The sequence below is a fragment of the Priestia sp. 53B2 genome (assembly GCF_056099005.1).
Window position 1 is genome coordinate 545,307 of record NZ_JBLZXA010000027.1, and the last position, 25,921, is coordinate 571,227.

The 25,921-nt window shown below is 36.5% G+C and carries 24 protein-coding genes and 2 other annotated features; of the genes, 21 read left to right on the forward strand and 3 right to left on the reverse strand.

Features of this window, described 5'->3' with window-relative positions; all coding sequences use genetic code 11:
- The first annotated feature begins 11 nt into the window (after positions 1–11).
- The 10 genes from ACN6NE_RS23290 (at position 12) to ACN6NE_RS23335 (ending at position 8,940) form a co-directional block, all read left to right on the forward strand.
- A complete protein-coding gene (locus ACN6NE_RS23290; protein WP_474327494.1) occupies positions 12–269 on the forward strand; it encodes a SunI/YnzG family protein in 258 nt (85 codons plus the stop codon).
- Positions 270–308: 39 nt separating this feature from the next.
- Positions 309–770 carry an N-acetyltransferase family protein gene (locus tag ACN6NE_RS23295; RefSeq protein WP_474327496.1) on the forward strand — a complete coding sequence of 154 codons (462 nt, stop codon included), beginning with the start codon at positions 309–311 and terminating at the stop codon, positions 768–770.
- A gap of 190 nt (positions 771–960) precedes the next feature.
- Entirely contained in the window at positions 961–2,133 is a 1,173-nt protein-coding gene (locus tag ACN6NE_RS23300; protein ID WP_129709288.1) for an iron-containing alcohol dehydrogenase, read from the forward strand.
- 179 nt (positions 2,134–2,312) lie between these two features.
- Complete coding sequence (locus tag ACN6NE_RS23305) at positions 2,313–2,651, forward strand: hypothetical protein (protein WP_474327498.1); 339 nt, start codon at positions 2,313–2,315, stop codon at positions 2,649–2,651.
- Positions 2,648–2,998, forward strand: a complete 351-nt coding sequence (locus ACN6NE_RS23310) for a hypothetical protein (RefSeq protein WP_474327500.1) — start codon at positions 2,648–2,650, stop codon at positions 2,996–2,998. The genes ACN6NE_RS23305 and ACN6NE_RS23310 overlap by 4 nt, the downstream gene beginning before the upstream one ends.
- A 552-nt stretch (positions 2,999–3,550) precedes the next feature.
- Positions 3,551–4,813 carry an ATP-grasp domain-containing protein gene (locus tag ACN6NE_RS23315; RefSeq protein WP_129709293.1) on the forward strand — a complete coding sequence of 421 codons (1,263 nt, stop codon included), beginning with the start codon at positions 3,551–3,553 and terminating at the stop codon, positions 4,811–4,813.
- Between the two features lie 15 nt (positions 4,814–4,828).
- A complete protein-coding gene (locus tag ACN6NE_RS23320; RefSeq protein ID WP_129709296.1) occupies positions 4,829–5,389 on the forward strand; it encodes a hypothetical protein in 561 nt (186 codons plus the stop codon).
- Between the two features lie 32 nt (positions 5,390–5,421).
- A complete protein-coding gene (locus ACN6NE_RS23325) occupies positions 5,422–6,360 on the forward strand; it encodes a DMT family transporter (RefSeq protein ID WP_129709299.1) in 939 nt (312 codons plus the stop codon).
- A 27-nt stretch (positions 6,361–6,387) separates the two neighbouring features.
- Positions 6,388–7,623: a DUF6421 family protein gene (locus ACN6NE_RS23330; RefSeq protein WP_129709302.1), complete on the forward strand. Its 1,236-nt coding sequence runs from the start codon at positions 6,388–6,390 to the stop codon at positions 7,621–7,623.
- 15 nt (positions 7,624–7,638) lie between these two features.
- Complete coding sequence (locus ACN6NE_RS23335; protein ID WP_474327503.1) at positions 7,639–8,940, forward strand: valine--pyruvate transaminase; 1,302 nt, start codon at positions 7,639–7,641, stop codon at positions 8,938–8,940.
- A 157-nt stretch (positions 8,941–9,097) separates the two neighbouring features.
- On the opposite strand, the gene ACN6NE_RS23340 is transcribed toward ACN6NE_RS23335, so the two are convergent.
- Positions 9,098–9,490 carry a (2Fe-2S) ferredoxin domain-containing protein gene (locus ACN6NE_RS23340; RefSeq protein WP_129709325.1) on the reverse strand — a complete coding sequence of 131 codons (393 nt, stop codon included), beginning with the start codon at positions 9,488–9,490 and terminating at the stop codon, positions 9,098–9,100.
- Positions 9,491–9,581: 91 nt separating this feature from the next.
- A complete protein-coding gene (gene rpsN / locus ACN6NE_RS23345; RefSeq protein ID WP_129709328.1) occupies positions 9,582–9,851 on the reverse strand; it encodes a 30S ribosomal protein S14 in 270 nt (89 codons plus the stop codon).
- Positions 9,852–10,108: 257 nt separating this feature from the next.
- On the opposite strand from rpsN, the gene ACN6NE_RS23350 reads away from it, so the two are divergent.
- The 3 genes from ACN6NE_RS23350 to ACN6NE_RS23360 all read left to right on the forward strand — a co-directional run bounded on the left by ACN6NE_RS23350 (position 10,109) and on the right by ACN6NE_RS23360 (position 15,125).
- A complete protein-coding gene (locus tag ACN6NE_RS23350) occupies positions 10,109–10,567 on the forward strand; it encodes a cell wall hydrolase (RefSeq protein WP_474327506.1) in 459 nt (152 codons plus the stop codon).
- Between the two features lie 629 nt (positions 10,568–11,196).
- Positions 11,197–11,423, forward strand: a binding site (T-box leader).
- A gap of 39 nt (positions 11,424–11,462) precedes the next feature.
- Positions 11,463–11,691 (forward strand) — a binding site (T-box leader).
- 46 nt (positions 11,692–11,737) lie between these two features.
- Positions 11,738–12,961, forward strand: coding sequence for a threonine--tRNA ligase (gene thrS / locus ACN6NE_RS23355; protein WP_129709335.1), 1,224 nt, complete (start codon positions 11,738–11,740; stop codon positions 12,959–12,961).
- Positions 12,962–13,724: 763 nt separating this feature from the next.
- Complete coding sequence (locus ACN6NE_RS23360) at positions 13,725–15,125, forward strand: amino acid permease (protein ID WP_129709341.1); 1,401 nt, start codon at positions 13,725–13,727, stop codon at positions 15,123–15,125.
- A 66-nt stretch (positions 15,126–15,191) separates the two neighbouring features.
- On the opposite strand, the gene ACN6NE_RS23365 is transcribed toward ACN6NE_RS23360, so the two are convergent.
- Positions 15,192–16,400 carry an MFS transporter gene (locus ACN6NE_RS23365; RefSeq protein WP_474327508.1) on the reverse strand — a complete coding sequence of 403 codons (1,209 nt, stop codon included), beginning with the start codon at positions 16,398–16,400 and terminating at the stop codon, positions 15,192–15,194.
- 255 nt (positions 16,401–16,655) lie between these two features.
- Between ACN6NE_RS23365 and ACN6NE_RS23370 the strand changes: the two genes are divergently transcribed.
- The 8 genes from ACN6NE_RS23370 (at position 16,656) to ACN6NE_RS23405 (ending at position 25,912) form a co-directional block, all read left to right on the forward strand.
- On the forward strand, positions 16,656–17,117 hold the full coding sequence (locus ACN6NE_RS23370) for a MarR family winged helix-turn-helix transcriptional regulator (RefSeq protein ID WP_047750944.1): 462 nt from the start codon (positions 16,656–16,658) through the stop codon (positions 17,115–17,117).
- On the forward strand, positions 17,114–19,783 hold the full coding sequence (locus ACN6NE_RS23375; RefSeq protein WP_474327511.1) for an MMPL family transporter: 2,670 nt from the start codon (positions 17,114–17,116) through the stop codon (positions 19,781–19,783). Before ACN6NE_RS23370 ends, ACN6NE_RS23375 begins: the two co-directional genes overlap by 4 nt.
- Before the next feature lie 264 nt (positions 19,784–20,047).
- Entirely contained in the window at positions 20,048–20,212 is a 165-nt protein-coding gene (locus tag ACN6NE_RS23380; RefSeq protein WP_474327513.1) for a hypothetical protein, read from the forward strand.
- A gap of 301 nt (positions 20,213–20,513) precedes the next feature.
- Positions 20,514–21,662 carry an ABC transporter ATP-binding protein gene (locus ACN6NE_RS23385; protein WP_129709350.1) on the forward strand — a complete coding sequence of 383 codons (1,149 nt, stop codon included), beginning with the start codon at positions 20,514–20,516 and terminating at the stop codon, positions 21,660–21,662.
- A 79-nt stretch (positions 21,663–21,741) separates the two neighbouring features.
- The gene (locus tag ACN6NE_RS23390) at positions 21,742–22,728 is read left to right on the forward strand and encodes an SIS domain-containing protein (protein WP_129709353.1); all 987 of its coding nucleotides are present in this window, start codon (positions 21,742–21,744) and stop codon (positions 22,726–22,728) included.
- 116 nt (positions 22,729–22,844) lie between these two features.
- Positions 22,845–24,131, forward strand: a complete 1,287-nt coding sequence (locus ACN6NE_RS23395) for an ABC transporter substrate-binding protein (RefSeq protein ID WP_013083210.1) — start codon at positions 22,845–22,847, stop codon at positions 24,129–24,131.
- A gap of 15 nt (positions 24,132–24,146) precedes the next feature.
- Positions 24,147–25,028 (forward strand): carbohydrate ABC transporter permease, encoded by an 882-nt coding sequence (locus ACN6NE_RS23400; RefSeq protein ID WP_474327516.1) that lies wholly within the window; start codon positions 24,147–24,149, stop codon positions 25,026–25,028.
- On the forward strand, positions 25,028–25,912 hold the full coding sequence (locus ACN6NE_RS23405; RefSeq protein ID WP_098600457.1) for a carbohydrate ABC transporter permease: 885 nt from the start codon (positions 25,028–25,030) through the stop codon (positions 25,910–25,912). Before ACN6NE_RS23400 ends, ACN6NE_RS23405 begins: the two co-directional genes overlap by 1 nt.
- Positions 25,913–25,921: the final 9 nt, after the last annotated feature.

A 25,921-nucleotide genomic window follows, 5' to 3' on the forward strand; every position in this document is an offset into this window, starting at 1 on the left:
GTATGTATAAAATGTTTACACCAACTATCAGTATCCGAAAAATAAATGATAATCTCATTATAAAATGGCAGCTTGCACACTTTAGGATTCCGTTAGAAGACATTCTTGAAGTAACGGAAGATGACACGTACGGGGGTAAAGAAGCAAACGCCCTTCGGATTGGTCCTCCGTACGGAACGACTAACCGCATCTTTATAAAAACGACCAGTAAAAACTATTTGTTATTCACCTCAAACGCACCGGCTATATTAAACGAAATAAATTCATAACGACCATTACTAAATACGAGATATATAGGAGAGAAAAAATTGAAGATTAGCCGTACTTTCGATGCTGGTAAAATTGCCAAGCTTAATCAGTCTGTTCATCAACTGCATGTAGAATTATACCCGCAGCATTTTCAAACATATGACTTTCATCAGATACATGAATTTTTTAAGAAAGTGATAGAAAACGATAGGTTTATCTTTCTTTTAGCAGAAGGCGAGGGGCAGCATGTAGGATTCGCTTGGTTGGAAATAAAGCAGTATTCAGAGACAGTGTTTAAAAAGACTTACAAGTCAATTTACGTTCATCAAATAAATATCACAGAACTCCACAAAAACAAAGGGTTTGGTTCGAGTTTGATGAAAGAAATTTATAGCATTGCTCGTACAAACGACATAAATACAATTGAGTTAGATTATTGGAATGACAATACGATTGCCGAGAGCTTTTACGAAAAAGAAGGATTTGTTACGTATAGAAAAATGGCTTATAAAGAACTTTAAAGAGAGCATTTACTTGCTCTCTTTTTTATATCTAAGAAGCCATTTTCTTCATTTTAATTACTCAATAAAATAAAGTACGCGATTTGAGAACTTAACTCTTGAAAAATTTTTGTTTTACATTTATACTTACATTCTTGTTCGCGTAATGCGACAACTTACTTTATATTCAACTAGGAGGTATACAGATAGTATGGAAAATTTCATTTATCATAATCCCACAAAATTAATCTTCGGAAAAGATCAGCTTCAAGCATTATCAGAAGAACTCCCGAAATACGGAAAAAATATTTTGCTTGTTTACGGCGGAGGAAGCATTAAAAAAAACGGTTTATACGATCAAGTTCTTACGCTGTTAAAAGAGTTAAACGTAAATATACATGAGTTAGCGGGCGTAGAGCCAAATCCTCGACTATCTACGGTACGAAAAGGAATTGAAATTTGCCGAAATGAAAACATTGACTTCATGTTAGCAGTCGGCGGAGGAAGCGTTATTGACTGCACAAAAGCAATCGCTGCCGGAGCTGAGTATGAAGGAGACGTCTGGGATATTATTAACAAGAAAGTAACGGCTACAAAAGCACTGCCGTTTGGAACGGTATTAACATTGGCAGCAACAGGTTCTGAAATGAATCCTGATTCTGTTATTACGAATTGGGAAACAAATGAAAAATACGTTTGGGGAAGCGCCGTTACGCACCCTGTATTTTCTATACTAGATCCTGTGAACACGATGTCTGTTCCTAGAGATCAAACTATCTACGGCATGGTAGACATGATGAGCCATGTGTTCGAACAATATTTCCATAACGTGAAAAACACGCCTTTACAAGATCGTATGTGCTATTCCGTATTACAAACAGTAATTGAAACAGCACCGAAATTACTAGAAGATCTGCAAAGCTACGAGCACCGCGAAACGATTTTATATTCCGGAACAATCGCATTAAACGGAACACTTCAAATGGGCTACTTTGGAGATTGGGCTTCGCATACGATTGAACACGCAGTGTCAGCGGTATATGACATTCCTCATGCGGGCGGTTTAGCAATCCTATTCCCAAATTGGATGCGACACGTTGTAGATCAAGATGTAACTCGTATGAAGCATGTAATGACAAGCATGTTCGATATTGAAACTGCAGGTAAAAGCGACAAAGAAATTGCGTTAGAAGGAATCGATAAACTAAGCGCTTTTTGGTCAAGCCTTGGTGCACCTTCTCGCTTAGCAGATTACGATATCGGAGAAGAGCGACTAGACGAAATTGCTGGAATTGCTGCTCGTGAAATGGAGCACGGAGGTTTCGGTAACTTTAAAAAACTAAATAAAGATGATATTTTAGCTATTTTAAAAGCGTCGCTATAAAGTGAAAGAAAAAAAGAAGGAGACATACGTCTCCTTCTTTTTTATTTTATCTTGTAAATGACTGGAAATTAAGTGAAGTAGGAAGAAAGGTCTTTTTCTCAAATTTCAGTTAACCATTAAAAAAAGCTTTATAATGAAGTACAGAAAGAAAATTTTAAAGAATTTAAGGGAGTGGGGAGATGAAAAAATTTGCGCTAGCTTCGTATGCGCTTTATTTGCTGGGCGGATTAGTCATTACAGCCGTTGGGTCCGTCTTACCGCAATTGTTAACTCATTATCATGTTTCCTATACGATAGGGGGGCAGCTTGTATTATTAGGTTCTTTAGGATTTTTGATAGGAGTTCCGCTATCTTCTTTTCTATTAGGACGCTTCAGAGAAATGAATTTACTTACAATTGCCGCACTGATGATAGCGCTATCACAAATAGGTATGCTTTTATTGCCTCCATTTGAGTGGATTATCGCATTCAATTTTTTAAACGGTATTGGTGTAGCCGCATTGGAGGAACGATTGTGAGTTTAGTGCTGTTTATCGTATTAAAAGAAGCTGTTGCAGGCTATATTTTATTAGGGTTTTTAGGGCTTGCAATGTCAGGTATCTATTCGATTACGATGGTATATGCTAATCATACATTTACCGGATCTGCTCGTATTGTAACAAGTTTAATTACTGGTTTTTCAGGGCTTGGAGGAGCTATTTTTCCTGCACTTATTGGCTTTACTATGGACGCAAGCGGAATTACCTCAACACTTTGGTACATAACAGCTTTTGCATGTTTATATCTTCTGGCGCTTTGCATCATTTTTTTCGTTCAGCGTGATGCAAAACAAAAATCTAATAATCATTTGCAGGCTATGAAATAAATGCTAAGTCGAAAAGAGGCTGGGATAAAATTATTTTAATTGATGGAAGATCTGAACGATGAATCGTTCGGATTTTTTTATGGTTAGGATGAACGTAGATTTCATGTATGGAGGTGCTTCTAGCTGGTGATTGGAGGGCAAGACGAAGACTCCTGTGGGAAAAGCGGAAGCGACGAGGAGGCTCATCGGCCGCCCGCGGAAAGTGAAGTCTGGCACGGAAATCAACCGCGGTGTAATAAGTGATTTATACTAGCTACTTTATCCAATTTGTTCGTCTATTGATTTAGTTAAGTCTCAATCTCTTTTTTTTTATAAAAATTCTCATTAAATTTTTTCTAACAATATCTTTATAATCAAATAGCAAAATTCCTGCTTTTAATTTCGCTTTAGTATTAACCCTATAAACCATTCTTTTCTTTACTTTTTACTAATATATAAAATATTCTATATATTCCTAATGTTATATAAAATTAAATTGACAAATATATGAAGCGGTCATTAGAATTTAGTCATCGAACAGTGAAGAACTGTTTAAAAGTAGGGGGGAAGTAAATGCCGTTACAAAATAAGCATCTAGCAGTTGTGTTACAAAATACATATTTACCGTTTATTTTTGAAGAAGCAGAAGCTCTCGGAATTAAAGTGACGTTTTTTTATAACCAAGAAGAAGTAGAACCTAAGCATCTTAAAAACGTACAAAAGTTCATACCCATTGATTTATTTCACACCCCAGACAAAGCTCTTGAGATTATTAAAACAGAGCATGACAAAAATCCTTTTGACGGCATTATGACATTATATGAGCCTGCATTAGAGTTTGTAGCTCAGCTGACAGAAGAATTAAACTTACCGGGCTTATCACCGTTTGTGATTAGTAACTGTCGCAACAAGCAGAAGATGAGAGAGGTTTTAAAAAATAATGATCTTAACACTCCGTATTTTAAAGAGGTTGAAAATAAGGAGGAATTAAAGAATCTTTCACTGCCTTATCCTGTCGTAGTAAAACCTTCTAACGGATTTTCCAGTCAAGGTGTATCACGAGCGAATAATAAAAAGGAACTGATTGACAGCATAGAAAAAGTGAGACGCGTAAATGAAGAAGACCTAAGTAAATTCACAAAAAATAAAACGGGCATGGTAATTGAGCAATTTATAGACGGACCAGAGTTTGCTATTGAGACGTTTTCTGTAGAAGGAGAAGTTTATGTACTTTCTATAGGTTATAAAGGAAATTCCAAAGGACCTTTCTTTGAAGAAGGTGTTTATATAGCTCCAGCTCAGCTAGAAGAAAACGTTTGGCAATCTATTGCACAAGAAGCAGCTAGAGCAGCAAATGCTTTAGGAATTGAGGATGGACCGGCTCATATTGAATTACGCCTGGATCCAGCGGGAAAACCTTATGTGATTGAAATAGGAGCGCGCATTGGAGGGTCTGGGATTTCTCATTATATCGTAAAGGAAAGTACAGCTATTAACTATATGGAACTAGTTTTTCACTATGTATTAGGATTAAAACCTCCTGCATTAAAAAATGAAAGAAAGCAAAAGAAAGTGGTGGGCAACTACATTATTCCTGTGCAGGGCCATGGGATTTTTAAAGAAATTCGAGGCTTAGAAGACGTGCGTAGAGACACTGAAGTAAAAAGGGTTATTCAATTTATAACTAAAGGGACAGACATTTTACCATATCCGCACTTTTCAGGTTACCCTGGATTTATTTTAACCACTCATGACTCTTATTCCGGCTGTGAGCAGTATTACAGCTATTTAGATAACAAAGTAAAAATCGTTTATAAAAATAAAGTAAACGCATAGGGGGTATCAAAGGCTATGATAGTTGCAGAGTCGTCTAGTAAGAAAAAGAAGCAGCTTCAAAAGATTAGCATTATCCATACCTTAGGGCCTGAAGGAACAAATTGTGAAAAAGCAGGCTATCTGTGGTTCGAACGCCAAAGCATACAAGGTCAGGTGTTTTTACATCAAACGTTGGAAGAAGCTTTAGTTCATGTGAAAGAAACAGAGAGTTCTGCTCTTCTAGGCTGTGCGGTATATCCTTACTTACATGATATTGTGTTTAAAAATTTAACTAGTTTAGAGCTAGTAGATAGCTTTATTATGCCAACGTATAACATGGTGCTTGCCTCAAAAGAAGAGGTGATAACAAACAATAACCTGTTAATTGCTTCACATCCTGCCCCTGTTGATTTAGCTCATTCCATCAGTCCTAATGTTCAGTTAGTAAATAGTAATGCTCAAGCTGCGATTGATTGCTTAGAAGGAAAGGTAGACGCATGTATTACAACGAGTAAAGCTGCTAACGAGCAGGGTTTAACAGTTGTAAAAGATTTTGGAGAAGTGCCGATGTGTTTTACGCTCCACGGAAGAAAATAGGCTTAACTTTAAAAAAGAAATAAGGTGAAACAGTGATTTCTAAATTAACCCGTATTCATGTACATCTTTTGTTTTGTCTATTAGCCGTCATCGGGGGAACGACATGGGCTTTTCAAAAGACTGGATTAAAAGATAGCTTGCCTCTATGGTCAGCAGGTATGAGGTTTTTAATTGCTAGTTTAATAATTGCCCTCTACCTCTTATTCACAAAAAAAATGGCCGTTTCAAAAGAAGTAGTAATCATTTCAGCATTAAACGGAATTTTGTACTTTGCTCTACCGTTTGGTTCTGTTTATTGGGCATCCGTCTATTTGCCAAGCGGGCTTGTTTCCGTTTTAGCTGCCAGCATTTCAGTGTTTGCTCTTTTATTTAATCGCTTATTTAAAGGAACACCAGCTACAAAAGGACAAAAGATAGGTGTAGTCATGTGCTTAATTGGTATGAGCGTTGTATTTGGAAATCAGCTGTTTATACAGGGAAATGTTATTCAAATAGTAGCAATGATTGTCATTTTAATGGCTATGCTAGGTTCTGCTTTTATAACTGTTCAAGTTCAATCTCGCATAAAATCCTTGCCTATTATGACCTTTAATTCTTTTTCGATGCTCAGTGGAGGCGCTTGTTTACTGATTGTTAGTTTATATGTAGAAAATGGAAACCGTACTTTCTCTGGGATTAGTCTTATCTCATTATTATACTTGGCCATTATAGGATCGGTCTTGGGGTTTTCTATTAATATTTATTTATTAAAAAAATGGCATATATCAAAAGCAACGGCGCATTTATTTATTTCACCGGTTATCGCCTTATATGTAGGATTTGTCTTTTTAGGTGAAACATTAAACAAACAGGTCTATATAGGTACAGCGTTTATAATAGCAGGGGTTATATTTATTAACTTGAAAAAACAAATAGAGAAAAACACAAATAACTCTACTCTTAAATCATCTAAAAATATTTCTGCTAAGTAGCTGTTCTAAAAAAGGAGGGTTTTAATCATGTTAACAAAAAATCATACTCAAAGTTTAGTGGAGTTATTAAACGATAAAATAGTACCTGCTCTATATGAGATAAGAAAATATCAGGGCCCAAATGGAGAGGTCAAAAGAAATTACGAAAAAGCTAGAGAGCTCCTATTAAAAGTAGTTGCTGAAACTGAAACAATATATAACTCTTTAAATTTATCTGAAGTGTGGAGTGCATTAAAAAATGACGTATGTGATTGGATTGAAAGAGGACTCGATCAGGCTCCTTATTTTGATCAAACGTTAATTGCTTATAGCCCGCCTGCAAACGGGGAAGCGACGTTCTTTTTAGGACCGATTGTAACACCTAATGGCCCTACAAAAAGAGGGTTTTATTTAGAAGCCTTTATAGCCGTTCGCGATGAACCTGAAATCATGAAATCCATTGAAGCAGACCTTCCTCATCCTAAAAATGGATGTGAATCTTTAAAGCTGCTGGCTGGTACTCGAGGATTTATGGAAGGGAAGTGTATTGTATTTTTTCCTGAGAATGTAAAAACAAAAGAAAAGGTAACAAGTCAAAACTTCGCGATATTTTTCTTTAATAAATTTCACAGCATATACAATGAGGATACATTAAAAAGAGCGTATTCTATCTTTCCTGATTTTAACCTTAAATCTCGCACTATGAATAGACAAGACACCTATCAGGCAAGGGTGATTTGGGGATATCTGCATGATTATTATCATCACTGCGGAAATAAACCTTTTGACCAGCATATACAGGCGAAAATGAATTTTTTTGCAGGCATACTAGAAGAAGTTAAAGTAGATTGCCAGACGGTGCTGACTCTTCATAAAAGAAAATATCCTTTTTGGGAAGAGATAACGGAATTTGTTCTCTTTGAACGACTTTTAAGATACCCTAGTCAGCATAATGCACCCCGAAACTTTGATTCTGGAACAGGATTTTTTCTTTTTAGCTGGTTAGTTAAAAACGGTCGTTCAATTTCCCTAAAAGGAGATCATGCTTCTTTAGATTTAGACATGTGCTTGAAAGAACTAGATCTTTTAGTAAAAGAAATTGAGGAACTTGAAACGATTCAAAGTGACCTTGACTATAAAGAAGAAGCTGAGCGTTATGTTCGAAAATATTTATTGCCTAGTGAGAACGGTGATAAATTTATTATTCCGGACAATTATTTTATTAATCAGCAAAATAAAAAGATTGAAGTTCCATACTTACTATTCGATAACCATAATCTCTAAGGAGAAGGTGCACTGATGACTGCTTTGCATTTAAGTAAAATAGGAAACAAAATGACTAATAAAGTAGGCGTTCGCGCTATTATGCATGATATCCAAGAAGTGCTCAATTCTGATTCCCATCACTATGTGAATTTAAGCGCTGGCAACCCTGCTATACTCCCTGGAGTTTATGAAATGTGGGAAGAAGCTTTAAAAGATATTGTGAACGACAAACAACTAAAGAATTTAATTAGCCAATATGGTTCTAGTTACGGTACGTATGAATTAATTGATTGCATAAGAGAATACTTCTCTACGAATTATCGTATTAAACTGGACAGAGAACAAGTCTTGATCACTTCGGGAAGTCAAAATCTGTTTTTTTTAGCTCTAAATTCATTTTGCGGTACAAATAAAGAAGGAAGAGTAAAAAAAGCATTAATACCTATGCTGCCAGATTACGCTGGGTACAGCGGAGTGGCACTAGAGGAAGGTGTAATAGAAGGAATTCCTCCTATCCTCTCAAAGCTCGATCATCATACGTTTCGTTATGAATTTAACAAACAGGCATTCAAAGATAAAATAGCTCAGGACCCAGATATCGGAGCGGTGGTATTATCAAGACCTAATAACCCAAGCGGCAACATTCTTTCCGAAGAAGCCGTACAGCTTATATCCCAAGTGTGCAAGGACTATCACATTCCATTGCTAATTGATTCAGCCTATGCACCGCCTTTTCCTGCTATTAATTTTATTGAAATGGATCCAATCATACATGATAATATCATTCACTGCATGAGTCTTTCTAAAGCCGGCTTGCCTGGAGAGAGAATAGGGGTTGCTATAGGAAAAAGTGACTTTATAAAAGTGATGGAAGCATTTCAATCAAATATTCTGATTCACTCTTCTAGGCTAGGTCAACGGATGGTGGTTAACACCTTGAAGAGCGGGAAGTTAGCTGAAATTTCAGCTAGCTATATAAGAGCTCATTATAAACAGAAACATGACTATTTAAAAAATCTTTTAACTACCCATATGTCGGATGATATTCCTTGGTATTTGCACAAAGCAGAAGGTTCGTTATTTGGTTGGCTTTGGCTAGAAGGTCTTCCTTTTAGTGATAAAGATTTATACAATAAATTAAAAGCAGCAAACTTGATTGTAGTACCAGGACGGTCATTTTTTCATGGCAGTCAATCTTCTTCTCACAATCAGGAGTGCATTCGCATAAGTCTTACCGCTACAGATGAAGAGGTAAAAAAAGGAATCCATATTCTTTCATCAGTAGTTAAGAAAATATATAGTTCAAATTTCATATTTGAAACAGAGAAAATATAATTTCTACAAAATTTAAAGGTGACAAAAGCCGCCCCGTTTGCTTAGGGCGGCTTTTGTTGTTTATCTCGAGTAACAGGTGCATTAGAGAGAACAAACAGACATTTTTAATTATGTTTCTCTGTTAATTGATTAAAGACCATGTTTTCACTATTTTAAATTAAAGTTTTTTAGATACTTTGATGACGTTTTCTTTTTCTTTTGAGATACCTTTCACAGTGCCTTCTGTTCGCTGGAAACCTTCTCCGCAAAAAATATGGCTTATTTTCTTTGAAAAAGATTGACCTGTTTTTAAAGAGTTAATAAACTCTCGTGCATCATGATGTTTTATATCTTTATACCAAATACCGTCTGGATAGGAAACGACGACGCATTTATCATGGCATCTTCCGTTACATCGAGTGCGAGTAGTGTGTATGTATGGATCTAATTCTTGATTAGCTATTTCATTTCGGATCGCTTGCGTGACTTCTTCGGCTCCAGCTTGATTACAGCTGCTTCCATTACAAATGAAAACGTGATGTTTTGTTTTATCTAAGTTCCATGTAGCCATATTGATCCCTCCTATTAAAAGTAATGATTACGATTTATAATGCGTGCTTCTTCCTTTTGTGGCAAAGAGGGTCCTTTACTTAATTAGAAGTTTACCAGCTTGATTTTTTTACTCCAGGAAGCTGTCCCTTGTGAGCAAGCTCTCTAAATGCAATTCGCGAAAGCTTAAATTTACGTAAATACCCGCGAGGTCTTCCCGTTACTTTACAGCGATTATGCAAGCGAGTAGGCGAAGAATCCCTCGGTAGCTTTCGTAGTTCATCATAATTTCCTTGTTCCTTTAACTGATGCCTTAACTCTGCGTATTTTTCTACAAGTTCTTGTCGTTTCTTTTCTTTTACTATCTTTGATTTTTTAGCCAAATAATCCACTCTTTCTTAAAATATTTCCCTAAATCGTAATCATTACTATTTATATTTTTACATCATAAACTACTAACGAAGTAAATGCAACTAATATTTATAATTCAGGCCGCAGTTTTATGCTGCTAAAAGCTGCCGAAAAAGCATAACAATATCCAATTTCTTTTGTAATTGGATAATTTTTCGTAATGAAAGCCTCTTATATTTCTGCTAGCATATGATCCACGTTAAGAAATAGCAAGGAGGATTTTATTTTTATGATAAAAAAACTAGTGATTGCTATAGCAATGCTTATCCCAAGCTTTGGTGCAGGTTACTCAGCGTTTGCTGCAGCGCCCGCTCATGAACAGCACATTCAAGTAAATAAAAATGATAAGGAACTATTAGCTCGTCTTGTATCAGCTGAAGCCAAAGGAGAGCCGTACGCAGGCAAAGTAGCCGTGGCGACAGTGGTATTAAATAGAGTCGACAGCAGCAAATTCCCGGATACTGTAAAAGGCGTTATTTATCAAAAAGGTCAGTACAGCCCGGTTAGCAACGGTCAAATTAATAAACCTGCAGATAAAGATTCACAAAAAGCTGTAGAAGAAGCAATTAACTTCCAAGGTCAAGGAAAAGGTTCATTATTCTTCTTTAACTCTAATAAAACGGCAGATCAATGGCTGCGCGGAAAACAAGAAACAATTAAAATTGGACAGCATGTATTTGCAAAATAACTAAAAAGCTAATGGTTAGCTATACGCTGCCATTAGCTTTTTTAGTTGTGTACATAACATAAACAGTAGAGTAATATTCACTATTAGAGCATTAGAATGGATTTTAAGAAGAAATAACGTAGCATGAAGTATGCATGAGGAGTTTTTACGTACATGTATATAACAAAATAGTTTCTATGAATTCTCATCCAATATTTACGTGATAAAAAAATAATATGTTAGTATATCATCAATAGTCTCTGTTTTACCCGAAATCACCATTTCGTTTTATAAGCTTTCTTAAGATGTCTCCACGAGCATTTTAGATGGACACGTAGCTTGTGACCGTTTTTTGATATTTTTGTTGCCGGTAGAGGAGTTGAATGAACTGTATATGGGTTCATGAGATTTATCTCGCTTTTCTTCTTTTACCTTTATTGTTACAAAAATTAGTCATAAATCTAGTCATTGATACTACTATGAGTAGGTTGTCAATATTATAATAAAAAACTTTTTGAGCCCAGATATTCCTAAGTAACTTTTCGGGAATTCAAGCATAAAGTAATTCTATAACATTAAAAAATAAAAAAATAACTCTTGACTTTTGTTAAATTTATACACTATAATCGCTTTTAACAACTAATAAACAGTATTTGGCAATGAAAAGGACACGAATTAGATGCTGTTTTCTTCGCAGAGAATAGGGTCACTGGCTGAGAGCCCTTAAGAAATCATCTAATTTACCACCTTAGAGCTATTGCAGGGAACGTGCATAACTGAAACTGCAATCGGTAAAACCGTTATCTTTTTTGAGCGTAAAATACGTGTAGGTATTTTATGGAATTAGGGTGGTACCACGGCCGCATTCGTCCCTTCACTAGGGATGAGTGCGGTTTTTTATGTAGAAAAAATGAATATACAAGCAATGAAAAGGACATGAATCATTTTTAGATTTTCTTTACAGAGAGTAGGGTCACTGGCTGAGAACCCTTAGAAAACGAAATGAATTTACCACCTTGGAGCTGCGGCGGGGAATGTGTATACACTGAAACCGCAACCGGTAAAACCGTTATCTTTTTAAGCGTAAAATACGTATGGGTATTTTACGGAATTAGGGTGGTACCACGGCCGCATTCGTCCCTTTACTAGGGATGAGTGCGGTTTTTTGTTGAATAAAAACATATTGGAGGAATGAACGTGTCAAAACAAATGGAAGCAGAAAAGCGAAATCATCAAAAGTTAGGTCAAGAACTGGAGCTGTTTATGTCGATGGAAGAAGCTCCTGGTATGCCGTTTTTCTTACCTAACGGAATGATTGTTCGAAATGAGTTAGAAAATTACTGGAAACAAAAACATTACAAAGCAGGCTATCAAGAAATAAAAACACCCATCATGATGAAACAGAAACTCTGGGAACAATCAGGGCACTGGGAGCACTATCATGAGAATATGTATTTTTCAAATGTTGACAAACAAAACTATGCGATTAAACCGATGAATTGTCCGGGAGCCATTTTATTGTTTAACAGCAAGCGAAGAAGCTACCGAGAACTTCCGATTCGATACGCAGAGCTTGGATTAGTTCATCGCCACGAGCTTTCTGGCTCTTTAAACGGATTGCTAAGAGTCCGGTCATTCACACAGGACGACGCTCATTTATTCGTAGAACTCAGTCAGATTGAAGCTGAGATTAGCCGCATTCTAGCGTTTATCCATGACTTTTATTCACATTTTGGCTTCGATTACAAAGTGGAGCTATCCACACGGCCTGAAAAATTTATGGGAGATATCGAAACATGGAATCAAGCAGAAAAGTCGCTTCAATCTGTGTTAAGTGAAAAAGGCTTAGACTATCAGGTGAATGAAGGAGACGGAGCTTTTTACGGGCCGAAAATCGATTTTCATATTTTAGATTCCTTAGGTCGCAGCTGGCAGTGCGGAACAATTCAGCTTGATTTCTTAATGCCAGAGAAGTTTGACTGTATGTATATTGGAGAAGACAATAAACCTCATCGTCCCGTAATGATTCACCGCGCTATATACGGTTCCGTTGAACGATTTATGGCCATCTTGATTGAACATTACGAAGGTCAATTTCCTCTTTGGTTAGCTCCTGTTCAACTCAAACTATTGCCTATTGCACTGCCGCATGTGGAATATGCATATAAAGTGAAACACGAGCTGGAGTCACAAGGGTATCGTGTTGAGGTTGATGATCGCATTGAAAAAATAGGTCTGAAAATTCGAGAAGCAGAAATGATGAAAGTTCCTTATATGGCCGTGATAGGAGATAAAGAAGTGGAAAATGAATTGCTTGCCATGCGAAAGCACGGAAAGAAAAATATTGGAACAATAAGTGTTGAAGATTCAGCTGTATACTTGAGTAAAGAAATGAATTCAAACGGAGTTTATTAAAACTATTCACCTTACTAAATAGAAAAATCCGATTTTTTAAGTCGGATAGTGATTCCCTTCATCTTGTCTTACACCAAAATGAAGGGAATATTGAACTAGAAGGGTATAAGATAATATATATCAGCAGTATAACTTTTGCCTTAGACAAACGCCGGTATTTTATAAAAAAATTTATCTTATTCCATTCGAATCGTTTGTGCTGGATGAAGCTGAATTCTCATTAGGTAATTTGCTCACCTTTTGCTGGTCTCGCTTCTTTTTAGAAGGAGAATAAAAAAGAAATTTAAACATAAAGTACACTCCTAAAGCTAACAAAACACAGCCAATAAGTAAGTTAAGCATCTGTTTCCGCCCTTCATATACTTCATTTTTCATCATTATAACACCCGGTAAGATAAAACATTCATCGTTCTGTAAATAATCTCTATGCCAGGAATTTATATCTGAAGATAGTTAGTAAAAAAATTATCTAAAAACTTATAATTTTATTTTTTAGAATATTATTTTCATTCAAACTTATTATGTATAAGCACAATGATAACTGCTTTGTTTAGTTTATAAATCTAAAATATAGTGATGGTAAGAAATCGCTTACAAAAACTCTTGAAATATATATAATGATATTAGTATACTAATAGACAAGTTAGTAATTATTTCTATATAATTACTTCTGTATCTGAAGTAAAAACGCGCAGCCAAATGGGGAAAAATGTCATTTTCAAGTTTTTTAAGGGATGAGTGGCAACAGAGAGGAGAGAGTGCAATGGGAAAACTATTTAAAAAGAAGTCAATCGAGCAATTATTAGAACAAAGTCAAAACAAATCTCTAGTCAAAACATTAGGAGCATTCGATTTGACTCTTCTTGGTATTGGAGCCGTAATAGGAACGGGGGTTTTAGTGTTAACAGGTTTGGTGGCTGCTAATGATGCTGGACCAGCCGTTATTTTTTCTTTTATACTGGCTTCTATTGTATGCGGTTTTGCAGCGCTTTGCTATGCGGAATTTGCTTCAACTATACCTGTATCTGGGAGCGTTTACACTTATACATATGCAACCATCGGCGAAGTGGTAGCACACTTAATGGGATGGACGTTGCTTTCCGTCTATTTATTAACAATGTCAGCAGTAGCAAACGGCTGGTCTTCTTATTTTAACAACTTTTTAGAAGGCTTTGGTTTTTCACTGCCAAAAGAATTAATTACGATCCCTGCAAATGGAGGCCTAGTAAACCTTCCTGCTATTTGTATTACGCTTCTTATTACATGGCTGCTTTCAAGAGGAACAAAAGAAAGTAAAAAAGTGAATAATTTTATGGTGCTTGTTAAATTATTTATTATCCTTCTCTTTATTATTGTAGGGGCTTTTTATGTAAAGCCGTCTAATTGGACTCCTTTTATGCCTTATGGAATTGAAGGTGTTGTGACAGGGGGAGCAGCCGTATTTTTTGCTTTCTTAGGTTTTGATGCCTTATCTACATCAGCAGAGGAAGTAAAGAACCCGCAGCGCAATTTGCCTATTGGCATTATTAGTTCACTGGTGATCTGCACGATTATTTATGTAGCAGTATGCCTTGTTATGACTGGAGTTGTTTCATACAAGGAACTGAATGTCCCAGAAGCAATGGCTTATGTTCTTCATTCAGTAGGGCAAAATGCAGTGGCAGGAGTTATTGCTGCAGGAGCTGTTATTGGAATTATGGCTGTTATTTTCGCCTACATTTATGCAGCAACACGCATTTTATTCTCAATGAGCCGCGACGGCTTGCTGCCAAAAGCATTTGCTAAAACAAATGAGAAAACGGGAGTTCCGACTCTGTCTACTTGGCTAGTAGGGATTATCGGAGCGTTAATTTCAGGATTTATTGATCTAAAAGAACTTGCGAATTTAGCAAATATCGGAGCTCTTTTAACTTTCGGCATGGTGGGCGTCAGCATTATCATCTTACGTAAAACGCATCCAACTTTAAAACGTGGATTTACAATGCCGTTTGTACCAGCTTTACCAATCCTATCCGTATTATCTTGTTTATTTTTAATGATTAACCTTCCTAAAACAACATGGCTGTATTTTAGCATATGGATTGTGCTTGGTATTATTGTGTATATGGGTTACTCTCGTAAACACAGTCGATTAACAAGTAAAGAAATGAAAAAAGCGAGTTAAAAGTAAAAAAAGAGCCTTTCAGCAAAGAAAGGCTCTTTTTTTACTTGTTGTTCGGTTGTTAGACAGTTAGGACGATTGTTCACTATGTTTTTTGCGTGTTTCCACAATAAAAAGACAAGTGCTGATAATAAAAGCCGTTCCTACAAAAATGGCGCCGACCCAAGGAAGTGAAGTAAGTCCCATATGGTTAATAATTACGCCTCCGAAAAAGGCGCCAAAAGCATTTCCTAAGTTAGCAAACGAGTGATTCGAAGTAGAAGCTAAAGCAGGTGCTTCCTGTGCTAAGTTCATAATTTTCACTTGAATACCAGGCATTACAGCAAACGCTGCTGCTCCCCAGAAAAACAGCGTGATAATTGCTGCTGCTGGGCTTTTAACAGTAAACGTAAAAATAGTCAGCACAATACAAAGAAAAGCAAATATACCTACAACCGAAGGCATTAACTTCCAGTCTGCAAGCTTGCCTCCAACAACGTTTCCGAGCGTAACGCCGCATCCATATAATACAAGTATCCATGTAACGCTATGTTCACTTACTCCTGTAACATCTTCAAGAAGCGGTGTAATGTACGTAAAAACAGTAAATAAACTGCCGCATCCTATTGCGCTTAAAAGAAGCATCACAAGAAGCTTTGGTTGAGTAAAAGCAGCAAACTGCTGTTTTAGACCCGTTAATTTTTCTTGACCAAGCTTTGGGATAAACAGAATAATACCAATAAATGCAATAATCCCCATGATCGTAATAGCCCCAAACGAAGCTCTCCAGCCTAAGTGTTGCCCAATGAATGTTCCCACAGGAACCCCGATGATATTTGCAATGGTTAAACCCGCCATCATCGTTGCGACAGCACTTGCACGTTTATGAGGCTGCACGAGCCGTGAAGCAATAACAGCGCCTACTCCAAAGAAAGTACCGTGACATAATGCCGTAACTAAACGAGCTCCCATTAAAATTCCATAGCTAGGTGCAATAATAGCAATCGCATTTCCGAGAATAAATAAAAGCATGAGTAAACAAAGCAGAAGCTTTTGAGGAAGTCGGTGAGTAAAAATGGTTAAAATTGGCGCGCCGATTGCTACTCCTAAAGCATAGCTTGTAATTAGCTGGCCAGCAGTCGAAATGCTAACATGAAGGTCTTCCGCAACGTTAGGCAGTATCCCCATAATAACAAATTCCGTCATTCCAATAGCAAAAGCTCCAAGAGTCAACGAGATGAGAGCAATCGGAAAGGAATCTTTCTTACTGACCTGCTCATTAGCATGCATTGTATTCATGTGTGATCACCCTTTCTGTGTATAAAATTTATATCTCCTTAAAAAGAAGTCAATTACTAATAATACTTAAGTGATGGAGCTTTGACAACCAAAAAAGCTGATGTAAGCGGTATCTTTTAGAATTCCGTTTATCTTTATCATATATGAAGACAGTCAAACATAAATTTATTGACAGAATAAAGTTTAGTCCTATAAACTATTTTTAAAGTTAAATAGTTTATACCTATAAACTAAATAAGCAAAGGAGGGAAAGAAGTGACAAAAAGCAAGTTATATCAAGCTGTAGAACTTTTTGAAGAAGTGCTGTTTGTAGGAACAGAAGTAATTCATAGAGAGATCAGCCATAACCTCTTTGAACATGTCTCTAGGCAGCAGTTTGATTTGTTAAATAGTTTAATGATCAAAGGTCCGTCTTCACCTGGCAGTCTTGCTGTCTTGCAAGGTGTTCATAAAAGTGCCATTTCGAATCGAATCAAAAAATTGCTCGAAAAAGGGCTTGTGGAGTGGGACACTAATGAACTAGAGAGCGATAAACGTTCAAAGCTTATTAAGATTACGGCTGAAGGAGAAAAGGTAATAAATGACGGAAATGCCGCGTGTTTTAGTATCATTGAGAATTTGTTTGATGATGTAGAAGAAGAAAAAATAGATACATTTATTGAAATTCTTACAATGGCAAAAGAAAAGTTAACTATAAAAGGGGAAAGCAAAGAATGAAATTTATTGTGAAATTTAAATGGGTGATTGCGGCCTTTATTTTAGCTTTAACGGTTATATTGATGCTAACGGCACCAAATTTAACAAAGCTCGCAAGTGAAAAAGGACAGTCTCAGCTTCCCGACGATGCCGTTTCATCTAGAGCCAGCCAAATTCTAAAAAATGCCGGAGAAGACAGTAATACCATCAGCATGGTTATTAAGTTAGATAACTCATTAGATAAAGAGAGTGAGAAACAAATACAGAAAATCATTGATAAGACAGAGAAAATTAAAGGTGTAAAAGATGTCACAACGCCTTTAACGGCTGATCAAGATGTTCGTAATCAATTAATGTCTAAAGACAAAAAAACCGTTTTAGTTCCGGTTACTGTCAGTGGATCGGATGAAAAAGTTGAAAAAATAGCGAATCAGATTTATGATAACGTGCCAAAAGACGTTACGGCATATGTAACAGGTGCATCTCTTATTAATCAAGACTTTGCACACAGTTCAGAAGAAGGGTTAAAGAAAACCGAGTTTATTACTATCTTTTTGATTTTAGGTTTGCTTTTACTCGTTTTCCGTTCAGTCGTGACGCCGTTTATTCCTATTTTAATTGTGGGAATCACATACTTAATCAGTCAATCGTTACTAGGGATTTTAGTTAAAAATGTCGATTTTCCAATCTCAACATTCACGCAAACGTTCTTAGTAGCTATTTTGTTTGGAATTGGTACGGATTACTGCATTCTTTTACTTAATCGTTTCCGTGAAGAATTGGCAAACGGACATGATAAAGTAGAAGCCACGATCACGGCTTACCGTACAGCAGGAAGAACGCTATTTATCAGCGGAATTGCCGTATTTATTGGGTTTGCGGCCATCGGATTTGCCAAGTTTGCCATTTTCCAATCGGCTGTCGGCGTAGCAGTGGGGGTAGGTGTACTGCTAGTCATTTTATTTACTCTGCTTCCACTTTTTATGGTTACACTTGGAGAAAAATTATTTTGGCCGTCTAAAAAAGTGGCTTCTCATAGCGATAATAAGCTGTGGGGCTTTTTAGGGAAAAAGGCAGTGGCGCGACCGTTCGTGTTTTTAGTCATTACAGCGATTATTACCGTTCCTTTTATTGTAACGTACGACTCAAAAGTATCGTTTGATTCTACTGCTGAAATAAGCAGCGATTATAAATCTATAAAAGGACTAAACGCTATTAGTGATGCACTGGGAGAAGGAAAAGCGTTTCCTGTCAATATTATTATTAAAGGAGATAAAGAGTTAACAAAGGCGGATGTTATTCCTTATTTAGGAAATATAAGCAAAGCAATTGACAAAGTGGATCATGTGGATTCTGTCATCACTATCACACAGCCTACCGGAGAAAAAATTGATGATTTATATGTTAATTCACAGCTAGGCTCTGTATCAGACGGAATCAAAGATGCTGTTAAAGGAATTGGAGATGTAGAAAAAGGATTAAGTGATGTAGAAAAAGGGCTAAATCAAATAGCTGACCAAACGGGTTCTGCTTCTAAAAAGAAATCTGGGGGATCGCTTGCACCTGCTGCAGACGGATTAGCTCAAATTAATCAACAGCTGCAGCTCATCAGCACTCAGCTTTCTACAACAGGAAATGTGCAGCAAGCGGTTTCTCAGCTCGCTGCAATCAGCAAACAGCTTACTGTCATTCAAACCGGTCTCCAACAAGCAAATGAGAATCTTTCAGCTCAGCAAGGTCAAGTCGGAACGCTATCAGACAGTATCAATCAGTTAGCAAAAGGAGTTAAAAGTGCGAATGACGGACTGACGAAGATCTCAGATGGCTTAACAAAAGCAACGGATATGCTTGATAACATGAGCGACAGCTCAACAGTTAGAGATACGGGTATTTATCTTCCAGCAGAAGTGATGAAAGATAAAGGGTTTAAACAATCCATCGATAACTATTCTTTTGCAGATGGAAAAGGAGTTAAGCTCAGTGTAGTGCTTGATCAAAATCCATATTCTGAAGAAGCCATTTCAACCGTAAAAAATATTGAAAAAGCAGTGGCAAACGAAGTCGTTGAGACGCCGTTTGAACATACAGAAATTGTGTACGGAGGAGTATCGAGCTCGAATGCGGATTTAAAAGATTTATCTACAACGGATCTTTCACGCACAATGGTCATTATGATGATTGGGCTGTTTATTGTGCTGACCATTTTATTCCGTTCAATGATAATGCCTGTATACATGATTGCTTCACTGCTGCTTACGTATTATACAGCAATGGGAATCTCAGAGCTTCTATTCGTGGATATAATGGGGAATGACGGAATCAGCTGGGCTGTGCCATTCTTTAGTTTTGTTATTTTAGTTGCCCTTGGAATTGACTATTCTATTTTCTTGTTAGACCGTTTTAACGAAGAAGTAAAAAGCGGCGTAGCAGAAGGGATGGTTACGTCTATGAGTAAGATGGGATCGGTCATTATCACTGCTGCTATTATCTTAGCTGGAACGTTTGGGGCTATGATGCCATCGGGTGTATTAACACTTGTTCATGTAGCAACGGTTGTTATCATTGGTCTTTTACTTTATGGCCTTGTTATTCTTCCGCTTCTTATGCCAGCGATTGTCGTGACGCTTGGAGAAGGAAACTGGTGGCCGTTTCTTCGAAAAAAAGAAAAATACAAAATAGAAGAATAACTTGTATATGCTAGTTGTATCAAAAATCAGATCCTTGTTAGGAAATAGTGATAAACGCCTGTATAGCGTTAAACATTATATAGGATAGAAATGAAGGATAGATGAGCGTCATAGGCATGCTCTATCTATCCTTTTTGTATTATTGGAAAACGTGAGTATAGTTTAAAAGCACAATCAAGCAGGTGCTGTTATAAATACACCTAGTCGAATAAAAGACCTCCCATCAGGAAAACCTATAGTCAAAAACATGAGGGAGGTTCTTTTATGAAATTTGTAAATTTCTTTGCTAATCAGCGAGACAAACGACGGGAACAAATGCGCGAAGCAGGAACATGTCCAGATTGCTTAGGGAAACGATTTCACCATATTGGACTTTATTTTGTGCATGTTTATGAGTGTCCGAGCTGTCAAGGCAAAGAAGTTATGTAATAAAATCTTCACAAGTAAGGCAAAGGCAGTCTCTATGCTGATTATGATGTGAAACCTTCTTATTTTAGAGAAGGTTTTTATTTTTTTGAAGATAAACGGTTGCTTGTATGTTTTGTGTTAGCAACCTTTACATATTTATTTTCTGTCTAACTAGATTCGATTAGTATAGTTATTAAGTTACTTTAATGTCTCAAGTTAACAATTTAAATAAAAAGGAGGAAAGAATTAAGGATTAAGGAAAAAGAGACTCGTAACTTGCAATAATGTATCTCAAACTTTAAATATAAGGAGCTGAGGTGAGATGACAATGTTACATTTAGATAGAGTATATAAAATATATGATAAAAAAAATATCGCCGTAAATGATTTTAACCTTCAGATTGGAGAGAAAGAGTTTGTTGTATTTGTTGGACCTTCAGGCTGTGGTAAATCTACTACGCTGCGAATGATTGCAGGTCTAGAAACGATTTCAAAAGGTGATTTTTACATTGATGGAGATCATATGAACGAAGTAGCTCCAAAAGATCGTGACATTGCTATGGTCTTTCAAAATTATGCTCTTTACCCTCATATGACTGTTCGAGAAAATATGGCATTTGGTTTGAAGTTAAAAAAAATAAAGAAAGATGAAATTGATAGACGGGTAAATGAAGCAGCCAAAACATTAGGTCTAGAAACATATTTAGATAGAAAGCCAAAAGCTTTATCCGGAGGGCAGCGTCAGCGAGTTGCTTTAGGTCGTGCTATTGTTCGGGAAGCAAAAGTTTTCTTAATGGATGAACCATTATCTAATTTGGATGCGAAGCTGCGAGTACAGATGCGTGCTGAGATTATTAAACTGCATCAAAGGCTGCAAACAACAACAATCTATGTGACACATGATCAAGTGGAAGCTATGACAATGGCTACTCGCCTAGTTGTTATGAAAGACGGGATTATTCAACAGATTGGAACTCCTCAAGATATTTATAGGCATCCTAGGAATGTATTTGTAGGCAGTTTTATTGGATCGCCCGCAATGAATTTTTTTCGGGGGTATCTCCAAGGCACTTATTTTATAATGGGAAAAACTAAAATACAGCTTCCTGATTTTCTAATACACGCTTTACATTCTCAAGGTCATAATGAGAAAGAGGTCATAATGGGTGCGCGTCCTGAACACATTGTATATCATAAAGAGGATAGTAAGAGAGAGTTGAACAATGAGTTTTGCTTCACTACGACACTAGATATGATAGAGGTACTAGGTGCTGAAACAATTTTATATGCTAGTTTAGAAAAGCAAACGTTTGTGGCTCGAGTGCCTCTTTTATGTGAGTTTGAAGCAGGAGACAAAGGCGCTTTTTCGTTGAATTTAACCTACGTGCATTTCTTTGATGGAGAAACAGAAGAGCGCATTTCTACAAATATAGATAAAAAAGTTAAATATTCTGATAAATGTATTGACTAGTTAACGTTTGCGGTTTAATATAACAATATATAACATTACATAATGTTGTATATCATATTTTATTTGAGGAGTGGGGAAAATGAGCAAAACAGTAGTGAATGTAAAAAGTGATGTGCAAGCCGTATTAAACGAATTAAAAAGCAAGCAAATTCGTAATGTGTTTTTCGTCGCATGTGGAGGATCTTCTGCGATCATGTATCCAGCTAAGTATGTACTAGATCGAGAAGCTCAACATATTACATCCGATTTGTATAGCTCGAACGAATTTATCCACCGCAATCCGCAGCAGCTAGGAAAAGACTCCTTAGTTATTTTATGTTCCATGTCAGGAACAACTCCTGAGACTACAGAAGCAGCCAAGTTCGCTAAAAGCAAAGGCGCTTATGCTGTAGCCTTAACAAATGAACCTACTTCACCTTTAGCACACAGCGCAGATATTTTTATTAAGTATGAATGGGGCAATGATATCGATGCTTTTGAAACAAACTTAGGCGTTTTATATCAGCTTGTATTTGGTCTCTTATACGTAGCAGAAAAAAATGATAAATTTGCAAAGTTAGTTACTAGCTTAGAAAATTTACAGTCTGTTTATGAAAAAGCTCTAGAATACGAAGCGAGCAACGCAAGAAAATTTGCTGAATCACATAAGTCTGAACCGGTTATTTATACAATGGCCAGCGGATCGAACTATGGAGCAGCATATTCATTCAGCATCTGTATCTTGATGGAAATGCAGTGGATTCATTCTCACGCTATTCACGCCGGAGAGTATTTCCACGGTCCATTCGAAATTATTGATGAAAACGTACCGTTTATCATCCTAGCTGGACTAGATGAAACAAGACCTTTAGAAGAACGTGCCTTAGCATTCTCTAAACAATATGGAAAGAAATTAACTGTTCTAGATGCAAAAGCATATGATTTCGAAGGAATTGATAAAGATGTGCAAGGGTATATTGCTCCTCTTGTATTAAATCGTGTACTGCGTCAGTATGCCGAAGAATTAGCCGAAGCACGCAATCATCCTTTAAGTAAAAGACGCTACATGTGGAAAGTAGAATATTAATAATCTCCTAATAAAGATAGAAATCTGTATATTTTCCTTACGAGTTATACTATAATGTTATAAAACATTATAGTATAACCTATATATGAAAGCACTTACAATGAGGGGGTTTCTATATGAAAAAGACAAATTTAATTTTAGCCTCACTTTTAAGTTGTTCTTTAATGCTCGGGGGGTGTGCTGGAAAACAAACGTCTTCAGACTCAGACACAGGAAAGACAACATTAACATTCTTTCACAGATGGCCAAAAGAACCTGAAAAAAGCTACTTTGAAGAAGTTGTAAAAGAATTTGAAAAACAGCACCCTGATATTGATATTAAAACAGAAGCGGTCTTAAACGATTCATATAAAGACAAAATTAAAGTTATGACAGGCACTAATACCCCTCCTGATGTGTACTTTTCTTGGAGCGATGAGTTTGCTAGACAATTTGTTAGAGGAAACAAAGCCTTAGATTTAACCTCTTATTATAAGAAGGATTCAGCGTGGTCTTCCAAGCTTGTTCAATCTCAAATTAAACCATATACCGTTAATAAGAAAATTTACGGTGTTCCTGTCACAATGGATGGGAAAATGTTTTTTTACAACAAAGATATCTTCGATAAATTAGGATTAAAAGCGCCTACAAACTGGAACGAGCTACTAAATGTTTTAAGCGTGTTAAAAAAGAAGCATTATACAGCTTTAGAATTTGGAAGCCAGGATACATGGACCATTTCTCACTACGTAGGAACCTTAAATCAGCGCATGGTAAAGCCTGACGTTCTTTCAAAAGACTATAATTCAAAAACTGGGACATTCACGGATAAAGGCTATGTAAAAGCTCTAGAAAAATTAGAGGAATTAGTTCCTTACTTTAATAAAAATACAAATTCGATTGATCATGAATATGCAAGACAACAATTTTCAAATGGAAAAGCAGCTATGTTTTATGCTGAAACCGCTGAAATTAAGCTTTTCGGTCCAACGAAATTTAAGATTGGCATGTTTAATTTTCCTAAATTAGAGGATGGAAAAGGAAATGCTACTAATTTAACTGGATCACCTGAAGGGTTTATGATTTCTTCTAAAACAAAGCATCCAAAAGAAGCGATGGAATTTCTTGAATTTTTAACATCAAAACAAATGGGTGAAAAGCTAGTAAAAGAAGTAGGGAAATACAGTGCAGTAAATGATACAGCTAACAGCAGTAATTCAACACCGGAGCAATTAGAAGCAGTAGATAATATTTTACAAGCCAAAGAGATGGCTCCATGGTTTGATATGGCAATCGATGCTCGAATTGCAGATGCTTATTTAACAGGTGCTCAGCTTATGCTAAATGGTGATAAAACACCTAAAGAAGTAATGAAAGATGTGCAAAAAGCTGCAGCGAGTGTTCGTGCTGAATCTAAAAAGTAAGGAAGTGAAAAAGAGATGTTAAAACGCAATAAGCTAACCCCTTATTTATATCTTCTTCCTGCTTTTGCTTTTTTACTACTTGTGTATATCCCTATTTTTCAGAATATTTGGGATAGTCTTTATGAGTGGAGCACATTTTCACCAGACAAAGTTTTTGTAGGAATAGATAATTATGTGCACTTATTTAAAGACCCTGTTTTTTATCAGGCACTCAAAAATAATATTCTTTATGCGGTCATTTCAATTATTTTTCAAGTAGGAGGCGGTCTAATTGTGGCTGCCGTTTTAGAAGATAAACTTATTCGAAAGTTTTCTCCTTTTTTTCGAACGGTTTATTTTTTACCAGTAGTCGTTTCGATGACCGTTATTGCCTTATTGTTTACTTTTTTTTACAATCCTGAAGTAGGGCTTTTAAATCAAGTGCTCAAAATGATCGGATTAGACTCATTTGCAAAACCTTGGCTAGGAGACAGTAATACGGCTATTTATGCAGTTATTGCTGTATCTCAGTGGCAGTCTATCGGCTATATTGCCATGCTATATATTGTAGCGATACAAAAAATCTCACCTGAATTGTACGAAGCAGCTGAAATAGACGGCGCTAATAAATTTAAAATGTTCTTTCATATTACTGTACCGCAAACAAAAGAAATGACATTTGTTGCTGTTATTTTAACGCTCACTGGTGCTTTTACAGTATTTAATGAACCTTATATTTTAACTGGAGGCGGACCCGGTACATCATCTGAAGTCCTAAGTACGTATTTATACAAAACAGCCTTTTCGAAAGATATGATGGGCTATGCTTCCTCAATTGCTACTGTCATTTTAATTATTACGCTGTTGATTTCTCTTGTTCAAATGAAAGCATTTAAAACAGGAAAGGAAGACGCTTGATGCAGATGCCTAAAACAAATGTCACCTTACCTAATGTTGTCAATACAGCCACTAAAGAAAGAAAAAAGAAGAGGTACACAGGTGTAACGATAGTATATGTCGGGTTGATCGTCTATTTTATCGTCATTGCGTATCCCTTGCTTTGGATGATTATAAGTTCTTTTAAAAGCACGGATGAAATCTTTACTCACAGCTGGTCTATGCCGCATACTTGGCTAATTGAAAATTATGTGACAGCGTGGAAAAGCGGAATATCTTCTTACTTTTTAAACAGTGTGATCGTCACGGGCGCGTCTTGTTTTTTGACGGTCCTGGTCAGTGCGTTAGGAGCTTATGGACTATCACGCTTTGAGTTTCAAGGAAAAGCTTTTGTCCTTATTATATGTCTTGGAGGGCTTATGCTTTCCCCTCAGGTAAGTTTAATTCCTTTGTATAGCATTATTCAAAAACTTGGAATCTATAATACACACTTGGCACTGATTCTGCCTTATGTTGCTTATCGAATTCCTTTAACCATCTTGTTAATTCGAGCTTATTTTCTTTCGATTCCAAAAGAACTGGAGGAAGCAGCTCGGTTAGATGGATGTACAAGCTTGGGGATTTTATTTCGAATTTTCATTCCAATGAGCACGCCCATTTTATTAACAACGACAATTTTGACAGCTTACTACACATGGAATGAATTTATGTTTGCCATTATCTTTATCGACGACGACAGTTTGCGTACAATCCCAGCAGGATTAATGCAATTTAGAGACGCTTTGCAAACAGATTGGGGGGTATTACTAGCTGGACTGACCATTTCAGCAGCACCGATTGTTATGTTGTTTTTATTTATGCAAAAATATTTTATCCGTGGCATTGCTAACGGAAGTGTTAAATAATAGGAGGAT

Bases quoted from the DNA above. Each gene is read 5' to 3' on its own strand.
- ACN6NE_RS23380 (WP_474327513.1), top strand. From the start codon at position 20,048: ATGAAATTTGTAAATTTCTTTGCTAATCAGCGAGACAAACGACGGGAA.
- ACN6NE_RS23400 (WP_474327516.1), top strand. From the start codon at position 24,147: ATGTTAAAACGCAATAAGCTAACCCCTTATTTATATCTTCTTCCTGCT.
- ACN6NE_RS23365 (WP_474327508.1), bottom strand. From the start codon at position 16,400: ATGAATACAATGCATGCTAATGAGCAGGTCAGTAAGAAAGATTCCTTT.
- ACN6NE_RS23340 (WP_129709325.1), bottom strand. From the start codon at position 9,490: ATGGCTACATGGAACTTAGATAAAACAAAACATCACGTTTTCATTTGT.
- ACN6NE_RS23350 (WP_474327506.1), top strand. From the start codon at position 10,109: ATGATAAAAAAACTAGTGATTGCTATAGCAATGCTTATCCCAAGCTTT.
- ACN6NE_RS23405 (WP_098600457.1), top strand. From the start codon at position 25,028: ATGCAGATGCCTAAAACAAATGTCACCTTACCTAATGTTGTCAATACA.
- ACN6NE_RS23320 (WP_129709296.1), top strand. From the start codon at position 4,829: ATGATAGTTGCAGAGTCGTCTAGTAAGAAAAAGAAGCAGCTTCAAAAG.
- thrS (WP_129709335.1), top strand. From the start codon at position 11,738: ATGAACGTGTCAAAACAAATGGAAGCAGAAAAGCGAAATCATCAAAAG.
- ACN6NE_RS23290 (WP_474327494.1), top strand. From the start codon at position 12: ATGTTTACACCAACTATCAGTATCCGAAAAATAAATGATAATCTCATT.
- ACN6NE_RS23315 (WP_129709293.1), top strand. From the start codon at position 3,551: ATGCCGTTACAAAATAAGCATCTAGCAGTTGTGTTACAAAATACATAT.
- ACN6NE_RS23335 (WP_474327503.1), top strand. From the start codon at position 7,639: ATGACTGCTTTGCATTTAAGTAAAATAGGAAACAAAATGACTAATAAA.
- ACN6NE_RS23330 (WP_129709302.1), top strand. From the start codon at position 6,388: ATGTTAACAAAAAATCATACTCAAAGTTTAGTGGAGTTATTAAACGAT.
- ACN6NE_RS23305 (WP_474327498.1), top strand. From the start codon at position 2,313: ATGAAAAAATTTGCGCTAGCTTCGTATGCGCTTTATTTGCTGGGCGGA.
- ACN6NE_RS23390 (WP_129709353.1), top strand. From the start codon at position 21,742: ATGAGCAAAACAGTAGTGAATGTAAAAAGTGATGTGCAAGCCGTATTA.
- ACN6NE_RS23360 (WP_129709341.1), top strand. From the start codon at position 13,725: ATGGGAAAACTATTTAAAAAGAAGTCAATCGAGCAATTATTAGAACAA.
- ACN6NE_RS23375 (WP_474327511.1), top strand. From the start codon at position 17,114: ATGAAATTTATTGTGAAATTTAAATGGGTGATTGCGGCCTTTATTTTA.
- ACN6NE_RS23385 (WP_129709350.1), top strand. From the start codon at position 20,514: ATGACAATGTTACATTTAGATAGAGTATATAAAATATATGATAAAAAA.
- ACN6NE_RS23395 (WP_013083210.1), top strand. From the start codon at position 22,845: ATGAAAAAGACAAATTTAATTTTAGCCTCACTTTTAAGTTGTTCTTTA.
- ACN6NE_RS23300 (WP_129709288.1), top strand. From the start codon at position 961: ATGGAAAATTTCATTTATCATAATCCCACAAAATTAATCTTCGGAAAA.